At 59.5% G+C, this 16993-nt stretch carries 17 protein-coding genes and 1 tRNA gene; 10 read left to right on the top strand and 8 right to left on the bottom strand.

Translation table 11 applies throughout. From position 1 onward, the window contains the following. Positions 1-298: 298 nt before the first annotated feature. The 8 genes from HYG82_RS39850 to HYG82_RS39815 form a co-directional block, all read right to left on the bottom strand. Positions 299-961: a helix-turn-helix domain-containing protein gene (locus HYG82_RS39850; RefSeq protein WP_179263552.1), complete on the bottom strand. Its 663-nt coding sequence runs from the start codon at positions 959-961 to the stop codon at positions 299-301. Between the two features lie 97 nt (positions 962-1058). Next, positions 1059-2744 carry an alkaline phosphatase family protein gene (locus HYG82_RS39845; RefSeq protein ID WP_179263550.1) on the bottom strand — a complete coding sequence of 562 codons (1686 nt, stop codon included), beginning with the start codon at positions 2742-2744 and terminating at the stop codon, positions 1059-1061. Between the two features lie 1033 nt (positions 2745-3777). After that, a complete protein-coding gene (locus tag HYG82_RS39840) occupies positions 3778-5277 on the bottom strand; it encodes a glycosyl hydrolase family 28-related protein (RefSeq protein WP_179263548.1) in 1500 nt (499 codons plus the stop codon). A gap of 365 nt (positions 5278-5642) precedes the next feature. After that, a tRNA-Gln gene (locus tag HYG82_RS39835) sits at positions 5643-5715 on the bottom strand. Between the two features lie 48 nt (positions 5716-5763). Then, complete coding sequence (locus HYG82_RS39830) at positions 5764-6495, bottom strand: HNH endonuclease (RefSeq protein WP_179263546.1); 732 nt, start codon at positions 6493-6495, stop codon at positions 5764-5766. A gap of 147 nt (positions 6496-6642) precedes the next feature. Beyond that, complete coding sequence (locus HYG82_RS39825) at positions 6643-7788, bottom strand: pyridoxal phosphate-dependent aminotransferase (protein WP_179263544.1); 1146 nt, start codon at positions 7786-7788, stop codon at positions 6643-6645. Next, complete coding sequence (gene ribH / locus HYG82_RS39820) at positions 7785-8222, bottom strand: 6,7-dimethyl-8-ribityllumazine synthase (protein WP_179263542.1); 438 nt, start codon at positions 8220-8222, stop codon at positions 7785-7787. Before ribH ends, HYG82_RS39825 begins: the two co-directional genes overlap by 4 nt. Before the next feature lie 126 nt (positions 8223-8348). Next, complete coding sequence (locus tag HYG82_RS39815) at positions 8349-9176, bottom strand: DUF4097 family beta strand repeat-containing protein (RefSeq protein WP_179263540.1); 828 nt, start codon at positions 9174-9176, stop codon at positions 8349-8351. 254 nt (positions 9177-9430) lie between these two features. Between HYG82_RS39815 and HYG82_RS39810 the strand changes: the two genes are divergently transcribed. The 10 genes from HYG82_RS39810 to nuoK all read left to right on the top strand — a co-directional run bounded on the left by HYG82_RS39810 (position 9431) and on the right by nuoK (position 16992). Next, on the top strand, positions 9431-10645 hold the full coding sequence (locus tag HYG82_RS39810; protein ID WP_179263538.1) for a 5-(carboxyamino)imidazole ribonucleotide synthase: 1215 nt from the start codon (positions 9431-9433) through the stop codon (positions 10643-10645). Between the two features lie 25 nt (positions 10646-10670). Then, entirely contained in the window at positions 10671-11306 is a 636-nt protein-coding gene (locus HYG82_RS39805; protein WP_179263536.1) for an AIR carboxylase family protein, read from the top strand. 317 nt (positions 11307-11623) lie between these two features. Continuing rightward, complete coding sequence (locus HYG82_RS39800) at positions 11624-12022, top strand: NADH-quinone oxidoreductase subunit A (protein ID WP_179263534.1); 399 nt, start codon at positions 11624-11626, stop codon at positions 12020-12022. A 2-nt stretch (positions 12023-12024) separates the two neighbouring features. Further along, positions 12025-12732 carry an NADH-quinone oxidoreductase subunit B gene (locus HYG82_RS39795; RefSeq protein ID WP_179263532.1) on the top strand — a complete coding sequence of 236 codons (708 nt, stop codon included), beginning with the start codon at positions 12025-12027 and terminating at the stop codon, positions 12730-12732. Further along, entirely contained in the window at positions 12729-14390 is a 1662-nt protein-coding gene (locus HYG82_RS39790; RefSeq protein WP_179263530.1) for an NADH-quinone oxidoreductase subunit D, read from the top strand. Before HYG82_RS39795 ends, HYG82_RS39790 begins: the two co-directional genes overlap by 4 nt. Position 14391: 1 nt before the next feature. After that, positions 14392-15471 carry a complex I subunit 1/NuoH family protein gene (locus HYG82_RS39785; RefSeq protein WP_179263528.1) on the top strand — a complete coding sequence of 360 codons (1080 nt, stop codon included), beginning with the start codon at positions 14392-14394 and terminating at the stop codon, positions 15469-15471. Next, positions 15468-15929 carry a NuoI/complex I 23 kDa subunit family protein gene (locus HYG82_RS39780; RefSeq protein WP_179263527.1) on the top strand — a complete coding sequence of 154 codons (462 nt, stop codon included), beginning with the start codon at positions 15468-15470 and terminating at the stop codon, positions 15927-15929. The genes HYG82_RS39785 and HYG82_RS39780 overlap by 4 nt, the downstream gene beginning before the upstream one ends. A 39-nt stretch (positions 15930-15968) precedes the next feature. Further along, positions 15969-16247, top strand: a complete 279-nt coding sequence (locus HYG82_RS39775) for an NADH-quinone oxidoreductase subunit J (protein ID WP_179263525.1) — start codon at positions 15969-15971, stop codon at positions 16245-16247. Continuing rightward, on the top strand, positions 16244-16690 hold the full coding sequence (locus HYG82_RS39770) for a hypothetical protein (RefSeq protein WP_179263523.1): 447 nt from the start codon (positions 16244-16246) through the stop codon (positions 16688-16690). Before HYG82_RS39775 ends, HYG82_RS39770 begins: the two co-directional genes overlap by 4 nt. Next, positions 16687-16992 (top strand): NADH-quinone oxidoreductase subunit NuoK, encoded by a 306-nt coding sequence (gene nuoK / locus HYG82_RS39765; RefSeq protein ID WP_179263521.1) that lies wholly within the window; start codon positions 16687-16689, stop codon positions 16990-16992. Before HYG82_RS39770 ends, nuoK begins: the two co-directional genes overlap by 4 nt. Position 16993: the final 1 nt, after the last annotated feature.

The following is a 16993-nucleotide window of genomic DNA, read 5'->3' as shown; positions in this document are numbered from 1 at the left end:
CGCCGCATTCCACTTCGTTCCGACATTGAAAGTCAGTTTATTGTGAGTAATGAATGGGACCAGTAGCTAGGGGTTCGGATAGCAAGTCTTTAAGTTAGCCCACAGACGGTTACAATCATGACATAATTTATTCGCGAGAAATGAATATTATCTGATTTAAAGGGAGCGAGTAGCCGTAATCCACTCGAATCGAGGTATTCGTTGACGACGGTCACTTCCGTCCATGGGTTTGGTCCAAACCCGTTGGCACGACGGGCAGGAGTACTGGCAAGAAGTGTACGTAATTCGCCAACTAGACTCAGCTGTAATCAGCAGGTGTACAATTATTCTCGAGTGTTGCGGTAATCAGTTCAGAAATGGCGCGCCGAAGCCGCTGAGAAACCGCTGAATCCGAAATGCCGAGCCGTTCGGCGAGGGCATCTTGTGTGACGCCTCGTGGAACCTCAAAGTAACCAGCATAGTACGCGATCGTGAGTATCTCGTGTTGGCGTTCGGTTAAAAAGTACGATCGATCGTCCGATACTGAGGAGTCGTACAACTGATTCACATGGAAGGAAATCTCGCGGTCGCGACACCACTTCCGGAACGCGGTCAGTGCATCGCGGTCCGGAAGATGTGCCCGGATGACCCACCCATTATCGCCGCTTGTGATCGTAAATACGTACAATCCGTACTCGGCACACCGATCCGGAACGATCACGAAGTCAGTATCGACGACGATGCGATAGATCGATCGATTCTCGAACGTTGCGATGCACTCCGGGTTCGAAACGGTCGGGTCGGTAGCCATCGACTCTACGAGAGCCGTGGACTCGTCTTCGAAGGCGGAAACGAACTGGATACGTCGAGTATCGCTCGTCGTCTCGTACTCGTATCTGAGCGTTACGCTACCGCACCGTTCTATCGTGGGTGCCAACGGCAGTTCGTCGTGAGCGAGGTGGATCTCAGCGATAAATCCCATACGGTGTCGGTGTCGTAATGCGACGGTTGGTTTCTATACTTATAGCGAGGATAAACGACGATTGTCCTGACTCGAACGATCCAATTGGTTGACAACCTCAGTTCATATACCCCAAATCGGCCAACCGATCGGTTACCGAATCGTCGGTTTCCCGGCGTCGTTCCGTACTCTGATCGTCGTATGCTGGATAGGTAGTCGGTTCAACCGGGTCGACAACGGGAACGACGCTTCCGTCCATCCGGTCGCTATAGGGAAGTCCCATCGCTGCCATGATCGTCGGTGCAACGTCGAAGAGATGTGCTCGCTCGAGTGGGGCGTCTTCGTCGATTCCTTCGCCCGCTGCCACGAAGACGCCGTCGAGTTTGTGATTCCAGGGCTCGGCCGGAGCGAAGTAATCGCCGTCGCCTAGCTGCTCAGAGAGACCGTGTTCGAAATCGGCGGGAATCGTGACGATGTCGACGGTCTCATCAATTTCGTTGCCGTGGAAGTACTGCTCCCGCGGCGCGACGGTCTCGAAGAGTGGTTCGCCGTCGGGCGTTTCGACGGCCTGTAGCCGGCGAATGAGATCCTCGCGAAGCTGTTCATATGCATCTTGACGAACGATGCCCTGTGGATCTCGCCCCTCGAGGTTTATCCGAACTCCGAGCTCCGTTCTGGCGCGGACGTAGGCCTCCGATTTGGCGAAATCTACCTGTTCGTTTGCTGTCCGGGTAACGCCACCCGGCGCGTACTTCGTTGCGAGCTCGGCCATCCCAACCCGCTCGAGAACGGCCCTGATTCGACGAGCGGTAAGGCCAAACCGTGCGGCCACTGACGCTGCGCGTGCGACCGTCCCCGGCTCCCACGTTTCTGCCTCTTCGCCCTCGCGAAGCCGCCTCCGCATCGGTGTCCAGGACGGCATTCCCTTGCCGCCGGTCGTCGACTCCAGATATCCCTCATCACGAAGAAACTCGTTGATTCTGAATTCGTAGCCGTCGTAGGGACCCATTCCGTGGTCGCTTACGATGAAGACGCGGTCCGGATCGCACGCCTCGAGAATCGCTTCGATTTGCGCATCTGTTCCCTCGTAGACCCGTTCGACGTATTCTTCGTTTCCCTCGAATTCGTGGAAAACCGTGTCCGTTTTCTGAAACTGGACGAACCCGAAATCCGGCTCGAAGTGGGCGGTGAGATAACGAAATGCCTCGCCACGCATCCGAATCAGGTTCAGGTACTCGTCTATTTTCGCATCGTCAGCGAGCGAATCGTCGTCGCGCGTATACCGGGGATAGACGCGATATTCTCCGATCGCGTCGCGAACGTCGTCCAGTAATCCCTCCGGGTGGCATGTCGGATCCTCCGGACCGAGGAATCCGGGAAGCACCGCCCCGTCGAACTCGTCTGGAGGATGTGTAACCGGCGCGTTGACGACGACGCTCGAGCGGTCGTGTCGATCCAAAAGCGACCACAATGGGTGTTCGTGAACGTCGTCATTGCTCGTCACGTGCCAGTCGTACCCATCGTAACCGACGAAGCCGACTACACCGTGTTTTCCTGGGTTTACCCCGGTGTAGACCGACGGCCAGGCACTCGGTGTCCACGGTGGGATCTGTGACTCGAGTGGTGCCGAGACACCTTCAGAACAGAGCCGTTCGATGGTCGGAATCCGATCGGCCTCGATCAACCGCTCGAAGACCGGCAAACAGCCCGCATCGATACCGATAAGCAGCGTCTCTAGATCGATTGATTCGCTCGCGTCACTCCCAGTCAATGCAGCCTCCTCACGGCGAAACGTCCGAGTCATCGTTTCATTGAATTTCGTTTACAGCCAGTATTCCCGTTCGACCGCTACTGAAAGATCGAAGCAGCGGCATCGTTCGTTGCACCACGTATCTACCTTCGGAGAGGATGAAAGAACACTTCATTATCTATGCATTAAATACGTCACTCAGTCCAGAATACAGGCCCAGGACAGAGACGAGAGCGATTTTTTAGACACCTAAAGATATCCTCTCAGCGGAAATGAAGGAGCACTCAGCTTGTGAAAGCAGTTGGCAGAAGTGGTGTACCTGTTGGTATCGGTGATTTCAATGCCGATCAAAAGCAATCGATATTTCCCCCTGTATCCCAGTTTCGTTGCCAGCCTGAGCTACTCCAGCGCTTCTGGTAGTCTCCGCAGTAATCGAGACTCTCCGCTCCACGAATGCAGCCGTAAAAACGGTTTCAGAAATCGGGAAAGCGCTTCGCTGTCCGACATGGTCGAATTCTGCCATCGTTTATGTAGTGTATGCAAGATCGTAATTTGCAATCACAGAGCTAGAAACTGCAGTTGATGACACGATGAATGAAGTTTGCAGCAATCCTCGGACAGATGGATTTTGAGCAGCGTTCAATGGAAACCGGACAACGCTGTTCATGTATACGGAGTGCAAGGTTCCGGGTGATCGGCATCCCGGACAAGATAGTGATAGAACTCGAGAGAAAGGCACTAGCTATTTTTCTGTCGGCTGTGCTGTTAAAGGAACATCTTCCATCTTTTCACAGGCGATGATTTTTGCGAAATGGTGCCGACTCGATCCGGTCAGTTGTTAACAGGATCTTCATCCAGGTTGTTCTGATTGACCATCTTCTGGAAAAGCCGGAAGATTGCGACCCGGTTACCCCTGTAACCGAACGGGGGTGCAGGATTCAATGGTGTCGCCACGTCATGCATCGCTGTTTTGTGTAGCCTCACAGAAGGGCGCTCTTTGATTCTTAGTTCGAGAATTATGCTACATCGAAAAATGGCCTTTATGTTTTAACACTGGAATGTAGTACGGTGAAAAAGCGCGAGATACTTAAGACGAATTCCACTCTCGAATCTCGCCGTCAACTTCTACCCGGCTTTCAACGTTGTCAAATGTAACGCCGCCATAGGCGACGCTGCTGCCGGGTCCTGAGTAGATGCCGACGGTACCGCAGTCCGCTGCTCGAGCAGTCGTGAGTGTCACGTCGACGTTCTCTCGGAATCGGAACGCCTGATCGTCCGCTCCTTTTGCGGTTATATTGCACATTTTCAGATCGTCCATGTGGTCGAAGATGATCGCGTTCGTAAACGCACCGTCGACGCTCACGTTCGAGATGGCAGCACCGTCGAATCCGGCAGCATACAACCCTGATCCGGCGGCCTGATCGCTATCGTCGGTCCTGATCGTTGTATTACTGACTGTGAGTTCTCGCCGTCCGCTTTTGATCTGGCCTAACGTGATCCCTCTCGCGTTGTTGATACATGAGACGTCGTTGATCGTCAGATCTGTGACCACCTCGTTGGGGTCGGCTCTGATCGCCGTATACTCGCAACCGGTGATATAGCCGTTCGTGACCGTGATCGACTCGTTACCGCCGTGGTGGAGGTGGACCCCGTGCTCGGGGCCGTTCGACGGATCAATCACGAAGTTTGTGAGGGTACAACTCCTGGTCGGTGTGTCGTCGTCCGTGACGAGGCTGTACTCACTGCCGTCCCACACGCCGTTCCAAGATGCTCCCGAATACTGAGCGTCGAACTGCACCGGCGCGTCCGACCCGCTTTCTCCGCCTCGAGTCGCCCAGTAGCCGTCGACTACGACGTTTTTGGACGAGACGATGTCGATATGGTGATTGTAGGTGTAGTCGCCGTAGATATTCTCCAGTCGGACGTTTTTCGCGTGCGCGGGCATGATCCCGGTCGTCTCCGGCGTATCGATTCGGATGTTACAAATTCCCCAGTTCGATGCGCCATCGTATCCCGTCACGTCGTAGCCCCTGTTGGAGATGAGCGCCTTCCCTTCCTCACCGGCCGGGCGGATTCCCTCGAGGATGGTCGAGTGACCGGCACCCATGACGATCGTGTCGTCACCCACTAGCGGCGTCCGCTCGAGCAAATACCGCCCGGGCGGGAAGTACACGATCCCACCACCCGCCTGCTCGACCGTTTCGAGTAGGTCGTGGATGGCGTGCCCGACCTCGGTCGTCCCGTCGCCCTCGACCCCGTGGGCCTCGACGTTCCATACGGGTGTTTCCTCGGTACGCGCCTGGACGAATTCTGCAGTTTCGAAGTGACTCGTACCAGGGACCGGTTGGCCGGAACACCCATTGCCGCTGAAATAGGTCCAGTCTTCGCTCGCGGCATCCCAGCGCCAGGTGATCCCCTGGTCGGTCGCGTGGTACAACTCATCGTCGTATTCGCCCGTCGCCGGTCGCTCGGCGATCGGCCCGCGAACGATCGCGTGTTCGTCGACCGCCTCGACCGTGTCGGTGTGGTCCCATTCGTCGCCCTGATCGTACGTTCCCAGTCCGAGTCGCGGTGTTTGGTCAGCCATGCCTACTCAGTTCCGTATCGCTGACCGTACGCGGTTCCGTAACTGGATTGCGAGGACGTACCGTCCGAACATCCCGCGAGTATACTGCTACTCCCCGAGACCGCAACGAGGACATCCCGTCGCCGTAGCCCTGAACTATCCATACCGACAGTGGTTGTTGTTGCCACTAAAAAGAGTACGAATCGAATCCGTCGAGAACTATTTCCCTCCGTCCGCGTCTCTGCCAGGGCCCGGAGAAATGTCGCCTCACTCGAGTCGGAGATCGACTCGAACACCGTCCATTCGACCGGAAGTGGTCGGTAGCTTGCAACTGAACCGATTTGCCGTACGTGGCGGCGAGTGAAAAATGTGAAAAATATTACTTATAGTCCCGGGCAGATTCGAACTGCCGTCCTGAGCTCCAAAGGCTCAGATGATTGGCCACTACACCACGGGACTTGGTCGCAGTACCACGTTATCCGCAGAATGGCTTATGGCTTATTATTTTCACCGAGACGACGAAGGTGAGAGTTCGTCGACCAATTTGATCTCGGCATATCGATGACAACTTCGGCAGAGACAAACGACGTTGTCAAGAGTATGAGCAAGTTGCGGATCATTGAACTTTCGTACTGGTACGATGTGGTGGACATCCGGTTCGTGTCCAATTTCGTCACGAGTGATGCCACAGTGTTGGCATGTGTGATTATCTCGCTTCAATGCGTTTCTTCTCACTGTTCTCCAACGACCATTGTAGGCGTTTTCGGATTCTTCCCACTGAGCAGATAACCAGTGATTGAGGCAATTACGACTACAAAATCGAACCGGGTCTCGTTCCGCTTTAGACTTGAGAACAGTCGAAATTCGTCCACACCATTCACACACTTTCTTCACACGTTCAATATCGTGATATTCGTAATAGGGTGTGCCAAGAAACACGTCGGCGTTCTCAACACAATTTGAGCAGTAGACACCCGGTTTGTCGGACGGATAGTATTTGAATGGTGATCCGCAGCGATCACACGATGTGGTTTTCTTCCCACCTTTCCAGTTACCGTTGTGTTCGCTCCCATTCGGATTACACTCATCGCAGTATTCGCGCCGAGCCTTTGGATCGTAAAAGTCGTCCTCACAGCCGCTACACGTCCGATTCGGAAGGGGGTCGTCGTGTACTTTCGTATGATGCTGTCGCATGCCTCGCCGGCAAGTCAGTGCTTTGCCACACGTTGGGCAATCCATGACCGGGTTGGCCCCGCGTTCCTATATAAACTCGAGGCCGACCAGAACCATGTCAGCGATTCACGAACGGCCACCCAGAGAAACTCCCGATTGGGAGCTGGCTAACCGCTAGCGACTGTCTCGAAGTCGGAAACCGTGAAAAACAGATTACAGATACCCTTCCTCAGCGAGCCGCTCGATCCCTTCTTCGAGTCGCTCCTCACTGGCAGCGTACGAGATCCGCGCGTATCCGGGCGTTCCGAACGCGCTGCCGGGAACCGTCGCGACGTGGGCGTCTTCGATCGCGCCCTCACACCAGGCCTGATCGTCGTCGTCGACGGGTAGCATCATGTAGAACGCGCCCTCGGGCACGGCGACGTCGACGCCGTGGTCGTCAAGCAAGTCGACGACCAGGTCGCGGCGCTCTTCGAACGCGTCGACCATCTCCGTGACTGCCGTTTCGGTTTCGAGCGCCTCGAGGCCGGCGTGCTGGACGAAATTGACGGCCGACGAGACGGAGTGACTGTGAAGTTTGCCGGCCTGGTCGACAAGCGCTTCGGGGCCGGCGAAGTAACCGAGTCGCCAGCCGGTCATCGAGTAGGCTTTCGAGAAGCCGTTGACGGTCACGGTGCGGTCGGCCATCCCCTCGAGGGTGCCGAGACTCGTCGGTTCGACGCCGTAGGTGATCTCCTTGTAGATCTCGTCTGAAATTACGGTGATGTCGTGTTCGACGGCGAGGTCGCGGACGCCTTCGAGGGCCGCATCGGAGTAAACCGCGCCGGTGGGGTTCGACGGCGAGTTGACGATCAGCAGTTCGGTGTCGTCCGAGACCGCCGCTTCGAGGTCGTCGAGCGCGGGCTCGAGCTGGAAGTCGTGGGGTGAGAGGTCGACCCGTGAGAGGTCGCCGCCGGCCATCTTGACCATCGCCTCGTAGGAGACCCACGCGGGATCGAGCAGGACGACCTCGTCGCCGTCTTCGACGAGCGCCTGAACGATCTCGTAAAGCGCCTGCTTCGCGCCGGGCGTGACGATGACGTTTTCGGGGCCGTGATCGAGGCCGTCGTCGGCCAGTTTGTCGGCGATCGCCTCGCGCAATTCGAGGATGCCGGCCGACGTCGTGTAGCCGGTGTGGCCGGCATCCATCGCGTCCTTGCCCGCCTGAACGATGTTGTCGGGCGTGGGGAAGTCGGGTTCGCCGACGCTCAGGTCGACGACATCTGCGCCCTCGGCCTCGAGTTCGGTTGCGAGTGCGGAGATGGCAAGCGTGGCGGACGGTTCGACTCGGCTAACGCGGTCGGTGAATTCCATCGTCATTGTGGATCGGAATCGGTAGCGAGACTGGGTGCTGGGAGTTCGGAGACGAGTTTGAGTGCGCCGTCGACGGCGTTCGCCGCGTTCTCGACGCGTTCGCGTGCTTCGGCTGCGGACATTCCGGGGCCAGTTACGCCGAGGGTCACGGGAGTGTCGCGCTCGAGACTCACGTCGGAGAGCCGCTGTGCGGTGGCGTCGGTGATCACCTGGTCGTGATCCGTATCACCCGTGATGACGGTTCCGACGACGGCCACCGCGTCGACGTCATCGAGGCGAGCAAGTCGGTCGGCTGCCAGCGGCGCGTCGTACACCCCGGGGACGTGGACCGTCTCGTACACCTCTGCGCCCGCGGCGGTGACCGCCTCGAGTGCGTCCTGCTCCATTTGCTCGGTGATCGGCCGGTTGAAGTCCGCGACCACCAGTCCGAGCGTGGTCATAGGCGAGCGGTGGAGAGGGCGGGTAAAAGAGGTACCGTTCTCCGGCGACCGCGCGTCGGCGGATCGCGACGTATCGAATGCTCGTTCGATCCACCGGTCTCTCTCAGTAACGCCGACGAAGCAGCGTTACGCCACAGTTTCGCTTCGCACGGAGATATCGCCGTTCGTCGTATCGAGCCGAACGCGCCGAGTGCCCTCGTCCAGCGTCACCGAGACCGAGCCGCGTCCTGACACGTCAGACTCGTCGAATCCCTCGATCGAAATCTCACCGTTCGTCGCCGCGGCATTGATAGCGGCATCGAGCGACGCCGGTGCGGTGACCGTAATTTCGCCGTTGGTACTTTCGGCAGTCAGGTCACCGCCGTCGGCCGCGAGGGTGACGTCGATACTCCCGTTGGTCGTATTCACGCTTACATCACTCCGAACGTCCGCGGCGCGAATCGAGCCGTTGGTACTCTCGCTGACGAGGGTCCCGTCGACGCCCTCGACGTCGATCTGTCCGTTCGTCGTCTCGGCCATCAATTCACCGACCACGTTCCGTACCTCGACGTCGCCGTTTACGGTCTTCGCGCGGGCGAGTCGGACCCCCTCCGGAACAGTTACCTCGAGATCCAGTATTGGATCGGGGCCGAACAGGAACGGAGTGTCGTCCCGCTGCGTTTCGACCGTGAGATGGCCATCGTTCCGGCTGGTTTCGATCGTCAGCGACTCGAGGGAGCTTTCGGTCGGCGCGGCCTTGTGGCCACGGATCTCTATCGCATCCCCCTGATTTCCCTCGACGGTAACCGAACCGTTTTGCGCAGCGAGCGAGAGCGTCTCGAGGTCGTCGATCCGGTACGTTTTCGTCACAGTCTCCGTTTCCCCTCTGCCGGTCGCGAGACAGCCCGCAAGCGACGCGAGCGCCCCGATCCCTCCACCGGCGAGGATTTGGCGTCTCGAAATACCTCTTTTCATACCTGTCTCTATGTGGGCCAGTCCGGAAATGTAATACTACTCAGTTTCCGGGCGAGGTGCTTTCCCCGACGTTTTTTATACTAGAATATCGCCGATCGAAGGCGGCCGGAAGGGAGGCGGAGCGCACTGGTGGAGGCTGACGGCGAGTATCGTTCGAACGAGTGGTTCGACGATGCCTCCGTACGGACAGTTCGACACCGTTCGGGCGGCCAGTTTGAGAATTCTTAAGCGCGGTCGCCGTCAACCAGGGCGCAATGACGACGCTACGGACGCCGGGACCGACGATCGGCGTAGTCGGGGGAGGACAACTCGGACGGATGCTCGCCGAGGCGGCCGCGCCGCTCGGCGTCGAGGTGATCGTCCTCGACCCGACGCCGGACTGTCCCGCCGCGCTGGTGGCTCGCGACCAGATCGTCGCCGAGTTCGACGACGAGGCGGGGATCCGTGACCTCGCTGAACGCGCCGATGGCCTCACGTTCGAAATCGAACTCGCAGATCAGAACGTGTTAGAGCGGATTAGTGAGGAGACCGGCACTCCCGTTCACCCGAAGCCTGAGACGTTGGAGACGATCCACGACAAACTCGTACAGAAGCGGCAGTTGCGCGACGCCGGCGTTCCGGTCCCGCCGTTTCGAGAGGTCGAGGACGCTGCGGACGTTCGCGACGCGATCGACGACTACGGCGCGCCGGTGATGCTCAAGGCGCGGACCGGGGGGTACGACGGACGCGGTAACGTTCCGGTCGAATCGAAAGCCGACGCCGAGGACGCTCTCGAGTCCGTCGCTGGCCCTGCGATGGTCGAGTCGTTCGTCGACTTCGAGCGTGAAGTGTCCGTTATCGCGGTCAAGGGCGACGACGAGATCGCGACGTTTCCCCTCGGCGAGAACGTACACGAAGCGGAGATCCTTCGGGAAACGATCGTCCCCGCCCGCTCGTCCGACGTCGTCACCGAGCGCGCTCACGGGGTTGCGCGAGACGTACTCGAGGTCATGGACGGCCGGGGCGTCTACGGGATCGAGCTGTTCGAAACGCGCGAGGCGCCACGCGCCTCGGACGACGCGAGCGGACAGCGCCCGCGAGGGGACGGCGAGATTCTGCTCAACGAGATCGCGCCGCGACCGCACAACTCCGGACATTGGACGATCGAAGGCGCACAGAGTTCACAGTTCGAACAGCACGTCCGCGCCGTCCTCGGCTGGCCGCTGGGGTCGACCGACCTCCGGTCGGCGACCGTCACGAAGAATCTGCTCGGGGACGTACGAGAAGAACAACCCGCGCGGTTGAACGGAGTCGATCGAATTCTCGAGACGGTCGGCGCGAGCCTCCACTGGTACGGCAAGCGCCAGGCCCGTCCGTTACGGAAGATGGGGCACGTGACACTCTCGGGTCGCGACGAGGACGCATCCGTCGACGACCTGCTGGAGGTTGCACGCGACCTCGAAGAGGGCGTCACGTTCAGGACGAACTAAAGGGACGGACCGACGAGATACAGCCATGTCCGACAGCGTTGCGGATCTGATCGACCGCCTGCACGAGGAAGCGGCTCTGGACCACCCGGACGAAGAAACCCCTGACGTCGGAATCGTGATGGGGAGCGACTCCGACCTCGAGACGATGATGACCGGCGGAGAGCGCCGGGGCGCCTACGACGCCTTCGTGCATGAACTCGACTTCGCCGAGCAAACGAACTACCGGGATTCGCCCGACGAACGGTTCACGTTCGAGACGTACGTGACCTCCGCTCACCGAACGCCCGACTTAATGACGGCTTATGCCGACACGGCAGAGGAACGCGGTCTCGAAGTCATCATCGCCGGTGCCGGAGGAAAGTCGGCGGACCTCCCGAATATGACCGCATCGATCGCGTATCCGCTTCCGGTCATCGGCGTCCCCGTCCAGGAAAAATCCGTCGACAGCGTCATCGGAATGCCGACGGGCGCGCCCCTCGTCGCCGTCGATGCCGGCAAGTCGTTTAACGCGGCACTATCGGCTGCCCAAATTCTCGCCCGTCAGCACGACGCGATTCGCGACAGACTGGTCGAGTATCACGAAGAACTTCGGGAATCCGTCGGAACCGTTTCTCAGGAACTCCACGACGGCGGTACGCCGCTGTTTCAGGACCGGGGCTGATACTTCGACGTTCTCATACCGGCCTCGACGACGGACAGTGGTGAGATAGCCGTTTGTATAGCTACGGCCTGTTTACTCTGACTGATGTGGGATATTTGTCGATAGCAATCACCTGTGCTCTACGGCGTTCCGTCGGCCGCAAACGCTAGTAATACCGGATTACCGGTTCGTTCACCCGCCGCACAACTACAGATAGTCTTAGGTGATTATTCATCGGAGTTGGTGACGGCTGAAGTCGCCGCACGGCCCGTGATTTGCCGAAAAATAAAGAATCAACCCTTATGTGTGTGCGGTTTGAAGCCTCGAACGTTACCGAGATGAATGATTGGATCGCCATCGGGGCGCTGGCGCTCGTCGGGATGCTGATACCGCTCAGTATGATGGCGGTATCGTATCTCCTGCGACCCACCGTGCCCGAAACGAGCAAACGCGCCACCTACGAAAGTGGCGAGATTCCGACCGGCGGCACGCGCATCCGGTTTAACATCCAGTATTACATGGTTGCGCTTCTGTTCGTCGTTTTCGATATCGAGACCGTCCTGTTGTTCCCGTGGGCGGTCGTTTATCGCGATGCGCTCGCTGCGGATATCCCGCTCGTCCGCGCGCTCGGGCCGATGCTGTTGTTCGTCGGCATCCTGCTCGTCGGGCTTGCGTGGGCGTGGCGAAACGGCGCGGTACAGTGGGCACGGACGTCCCGCCAACTGGAGGCTGACTGATCATGAGTAGCGACCAACCACGCGAATCGATTCACGGCAGTACCGTACCATCGACGGACACTCGAGACTCGCGAATCGGTGAGGGTGCCGACGACCGCTTCAACTCCAAGCTTCGAGAGGCCTTCGGCTCCACCCCGTTCATCCTCACGAAGTTCGACAAGTTCATGAACTGGGTCCGCGGCAACTCGATGTTCATGCTGCAGTTCGGGATCGCATGCTGCAGCATCGAGATGATGCACACGTACGCGATCAAACACGACCTCGACCGCTTCGGGGCCGGCGTTCCCCGTGCCTCGCCCCGCCAGGCCGACGTCATGATCGTTCCGGGGACGATCGTTTCGAAGTTCGGCCCCCGCATGAAGCGGGTCTACGATCAGATGCCCGAACCCAAGTTCGTCGTCGGCATGGGTTCGTGCACCATTTCGGGCGGTCCCTTCCAGGAGGGATACAACGTCGTCAAGGGTGCCGAAGAGATCATTCCGATCGACATCCACGTCCCCGGATGCCCGCCGCGACCGGAAGCGCTCGTCTACGGGATCGCCAAACTGCAAGAGCGGATCCGAAACGGCGAGTCGACGCCCGTCGTCGTCAAACCGTACGAACTCGAGAAGTTCGGCGATCTGCCGAAAGACGAACTCGTCCAGAAACTCGCAGACGACATCGACGAAGACGACCTCGTCATGCGGTACAACTGGGCTGATTCGCCATGAGCACGGGGCTCGAGCAAAATCAGCGGCCGCCCGTCGACGTCACGGAGGACGAACTCGAAGCGATCGTCGGTGACCGCGCGCTCACGCGCGACGATCATCTGAACGCGCCCGGGTTCGTCATCCGACCGGACGACGTCCAGGACGTTCTCTCGGATCTTCGAGACGAAGCGGGGTTCGATCACCTCGCCTGTCTCACCGCCCAGGAGTACCCGGACCGGTACGAGTCGATCTACCATCTCCGAAAGTACGCCGATCCGACCCAGGAGGTTTCGATCGTCGTCCCGACGACGACCGACGATCCGGTCAGCGAGACGGCCGAACCGGTCTTCCGAACCGCGGACTGGCACGAGCGCGAAGCGTTCGACCTCGTCGGTATCGACTACGAGGGCCACCCGGACCCGCGCCGGATCTTGCTCCCCGAAACCTGGCAGGGGCATCCGCTTTCACGGGGCTACGATCAAGAAAAGCCCCAGCTCGTCACCCTCACGGAACATGCGAACCCGATCCAGCCGGATCACCACGACGACGAGTCGGACACGATGTTCCTGAACATCGGCCCACACCATCCGGCGACTCACGGTGTGCTCCACATCGAGACGGTTCTCGACGGCGAGACGGTAGTCGACGTCGACCCCGACATCGGCTATCTCCACCGCTGTGAGGAGCAGATGTGCCAGCAGGGGACCTATCGACACCAGATCATGCCCTATCCGGACCGCTGGGACTACGTCTCCGCCGGCCTGCTAAACGAGTGGGCCTACGCACGCGCGGCCGAGGACCTGGCCGACATCGACGTGCCCGACTACGCCCAGATCATCCGAACGATGGGTGCAGAACTCTGCCGGATCGCATCCCATATGCTCGCGCTGGCCACGTTCGCGCTCGACGTCTACGGTGACTTCACCGCTATTTTCCAGTATGGCATGCGCGACCGCGAAGTGGTACAGGACATTCTGGAGGATCTGACCGGCCAGCGGCTCATGTTCAACTACTTCCGGCTCGGCGGGGTCGCCTGGGACCTGCCAGAACCCCGTGAGGAATTCATCGAAAAGACCCGTGACTTCCTCGACGGCCTTCCAGCGAAGGTCGACGAGTACCACGACCTGTTGACCAGCAACGAAATCTTCCAAATCCGAACACACGGAACCGGCATCTTAGAACCCGAGACCGCCAAACAGTACGGCTGCACCGGTCCCGTCGCTCGCGGCTCCGGAATCGACTACGACCTCCGCCGCGACGACCCGTACGGCTACTACGAGAACCTCGAGTGGGACGTCGTCACCGGAGACGGCTGTGACAACTACAGTCGCGTCCTCGTTCGCATGCAGGAAGTCGAGGAATCCGCGAAGATCATCGAGCAGTGTCTCGACTTGCTCGAGGACTGGCCCGAAGACGAGCGGACGGTCCAGAGCAACGTGCCGCGGACGCTGAAACCGGACGCAGACACGGAGATCTACCGAAGCGTCGAAGCCGCGAAAGGTGAACTCGGGATCTATATCCGATCCGACGGAACGGACAAGCCGGGTCGCTTCAAGATCCGAAGCCCGTGTTTCCACAACCTCTCGGCACTACCCGAGATGTCCACGGGAGAGTACGTCCCGGATCTGATCGCGTCGCTCGGCAGTCTGGATATCGTGCTCGGGGAGGTGGACCGCTAGGATGACCGGACTGACACCCGTTCCGCTGCAAGACACCGTCTTGCTTCCGGAGCGACTCGGAGAGTTGACCGGGCTCGACCAGTTCGGATTTGCCGGTGAACTGGTTGCAGCATTTCTCGCGGCAGCGTTCGTCGGGACCCTGATGCTCGCGATGACTGGCGTTGCGGGGCCGTGGGCCAAGCGAAAGATCACGGCCGCGTTCACCGATCGGATCGCAGTCAACCGGCTCGGTCCGGCCGGAATCGGTATCATCGTCGCCGACGCTGTCAGGCTCTTGTCGAAGGAATTAATCGTTCCCGAGAACGCGGACCGACCGGCCTACGACCTCGCGCCGATCGTCGTCGCAGGGTCGGCACTGCTCGGATTCGCGGTTATACCGATGGGGAGCGGGATCCACCTCGCAGATCCCGAGGTCGGACTCGCGTACGTTTTCGCGGTTTCGGGTATCGCAAGTATCGGCCTGGTGATGGCCGGCTACGCGTCGTCTAACAAGTATTCGCTGATCGGGGGGCTTCGTGCTGTGGCACAGAACATCGCCTACGAGATTCCGCTGGTCGTTACCGGGATGTCGGTCGTAATCTTCGCCGGCACGCTGCAGATGGGTGAAATCGTCGCGGCACAACACGAGACGCTGATCGAGATCGCCGGCGTTTCGATACCGACGTGGTACGCGCTGGTCAACCCCTTCGCGTTCGTCCTGTTTCTCGTCGCGAACTTCGCGGAGGTCGGCCGCAATCCCTTCGATACACCGGAGGCACCGACAGAGATCGTCGCGGGCTACCAGACCGAGTACTCCTCGGTCTACTTCGTATTGATTTACCTCGGGGAGTTCCTCCACATCTTCCTCGGCGGTGCGATCATCGCGACGATATTCCTCGGCGGACCCGCCGGGCCGATCCTCCCGGGCATCGTCTGGTTCCTCATCAAAATCTGGGCGGTGTTCTTCGCGACGCAGTGGCTGCGCTCGGCGGTTCCCCGTGTGCGGATCGACCAACTGATCGAGATCGGCTGGAAGGGACTGCTCGTCCTCGCGTTCGCCAATCTCGTCTTGACCGCGGCGGTTGTGGGGCTGATAGCATGATCGGCATACTCAAATCGATGGCAACGACGATGAAGCACGCGCTAGACGGCTCTACCTTCACGGTGGAGTATCCGGAGACCGCACCCGACGTCTCGCCGCGATTCCGCGGCGTCCATAAGTTCAGCCAGGAGCGGTGTATCTGGTGTCGCCAGTGCGAGAACGTCTGTCCGAACGACACGATCCAGATCGTTATGGACGAGCAGCGAAACGGCGAACAGTACAACCTTCACATCGGACAGTGCATCTACTGCCGACTGTGCGAGGAAGTCTGTCCCGTCGACGCCATCTTGTTAACGGAGAACTTCGAGTTCACGGCTGACACGAAACACGATTTCGTGTACAACAAGGAGCAACTGAAGGCGGTACCGTGGTACAAGGACATCGATCCGCTCGCCTCCCGCGAACCGGACCGAGGTGCGTGGGTCGGCGAGGGTGACGGGGAGGTCGATTATCAGTAACGGGTCCGCCCGTCCCGCAAACGGGCACTACCAACAACTATGAACTACGAGCTGATCGCGTTCGCGCTGTTCGCGTTCGTCACGCTTTCCAGCGCGGTGGGTGTCGTACTCGTGCAGGATCCGTGGCATTCGGCGCTCCTGCTGGGTGTGGCGCTGCTGAGCGTGGCGGCCCACTACGTGATGCTGGCGGCCGAATTCGTCGCCATGATGCAGGTCCTCGTCTACGTTGGCGGGGTTCTCGTGCTCATCACGTTCGCCGTTATGCTGACCCAGCGCGACGAATCCGACGCCGACGCAGACGAGGTGGTACAGGCATGACGACCGGCCCGAAACTCCGACTCGGCCGGACGCTCGTTCCGGGATTGCTCGCCGTCGGTCTGTTCGGTGTGATGGCACTCATCACGCTGAACACGACGTTCGAGCCGATGACCGCGGCCGCGGGAGCGGGCTTCCCGGACGGCGTCTCGATCACGGCCGAACTCGGCTACGCGCTGTTCGGCTTCCACGAACTGCAGCAGATCGGCGGCACAGAACCGTTCCTCGCCGCCGTCTTGCTCGTCGCCGTCGCACTCGACGCCGCACTCGACGCGTCGCTCGTTCTCGCCAAACGCGAGGAAGGTGGCGAACCCGTCGCTGCACTCTCGAGCACCGGTGAGGCCTCGAGCAGCGAGGGATCGACGCCGACCGTCGCGGACGGCGGAACGAAATCCAACGACGGCAGCGACACCGGGTCCGCGGACGCCGGAGGTGAGTTCCGATGACCGTCGACGTGCAGTATTACGTGCTGCTGTCGATGGCGGTGTTCTGTATCGGACTGTTCGGTTTGCTAACGCGTCGCAACGCACTGTTGTTCCTGATGTCCGTCGAACTGATGTTGAACGCGGCAAACATCAACCTGATCGCGTTCGCGTTCTATCACGGTAACCTGACGGGGCAGTTGTTCGCGCTGTTTACGATGGCGCTGGCTGCCGCGGAGGTGGCCGTCGGACTCGGGATCATTCTAGTGCTGTACCGTAACTTCCGTGACGTCGACGTCACGGTTCCAACGACGATGAGGTGGTAAG

This window comes from Natrinema halophilum (assembly GCF_013402815.2).
Classification (GTDB): Archaea; Halobacteriota; Halobacteria; order Halobacteriales; family Natrialbaceae; genus Natrinema; species Natrinema halophilum.
The sequence above is the reverse complement of the archived record's forward strand: the minus strand, read 5'-3'. Positions and strand labels throughout refer to the sequence as shown.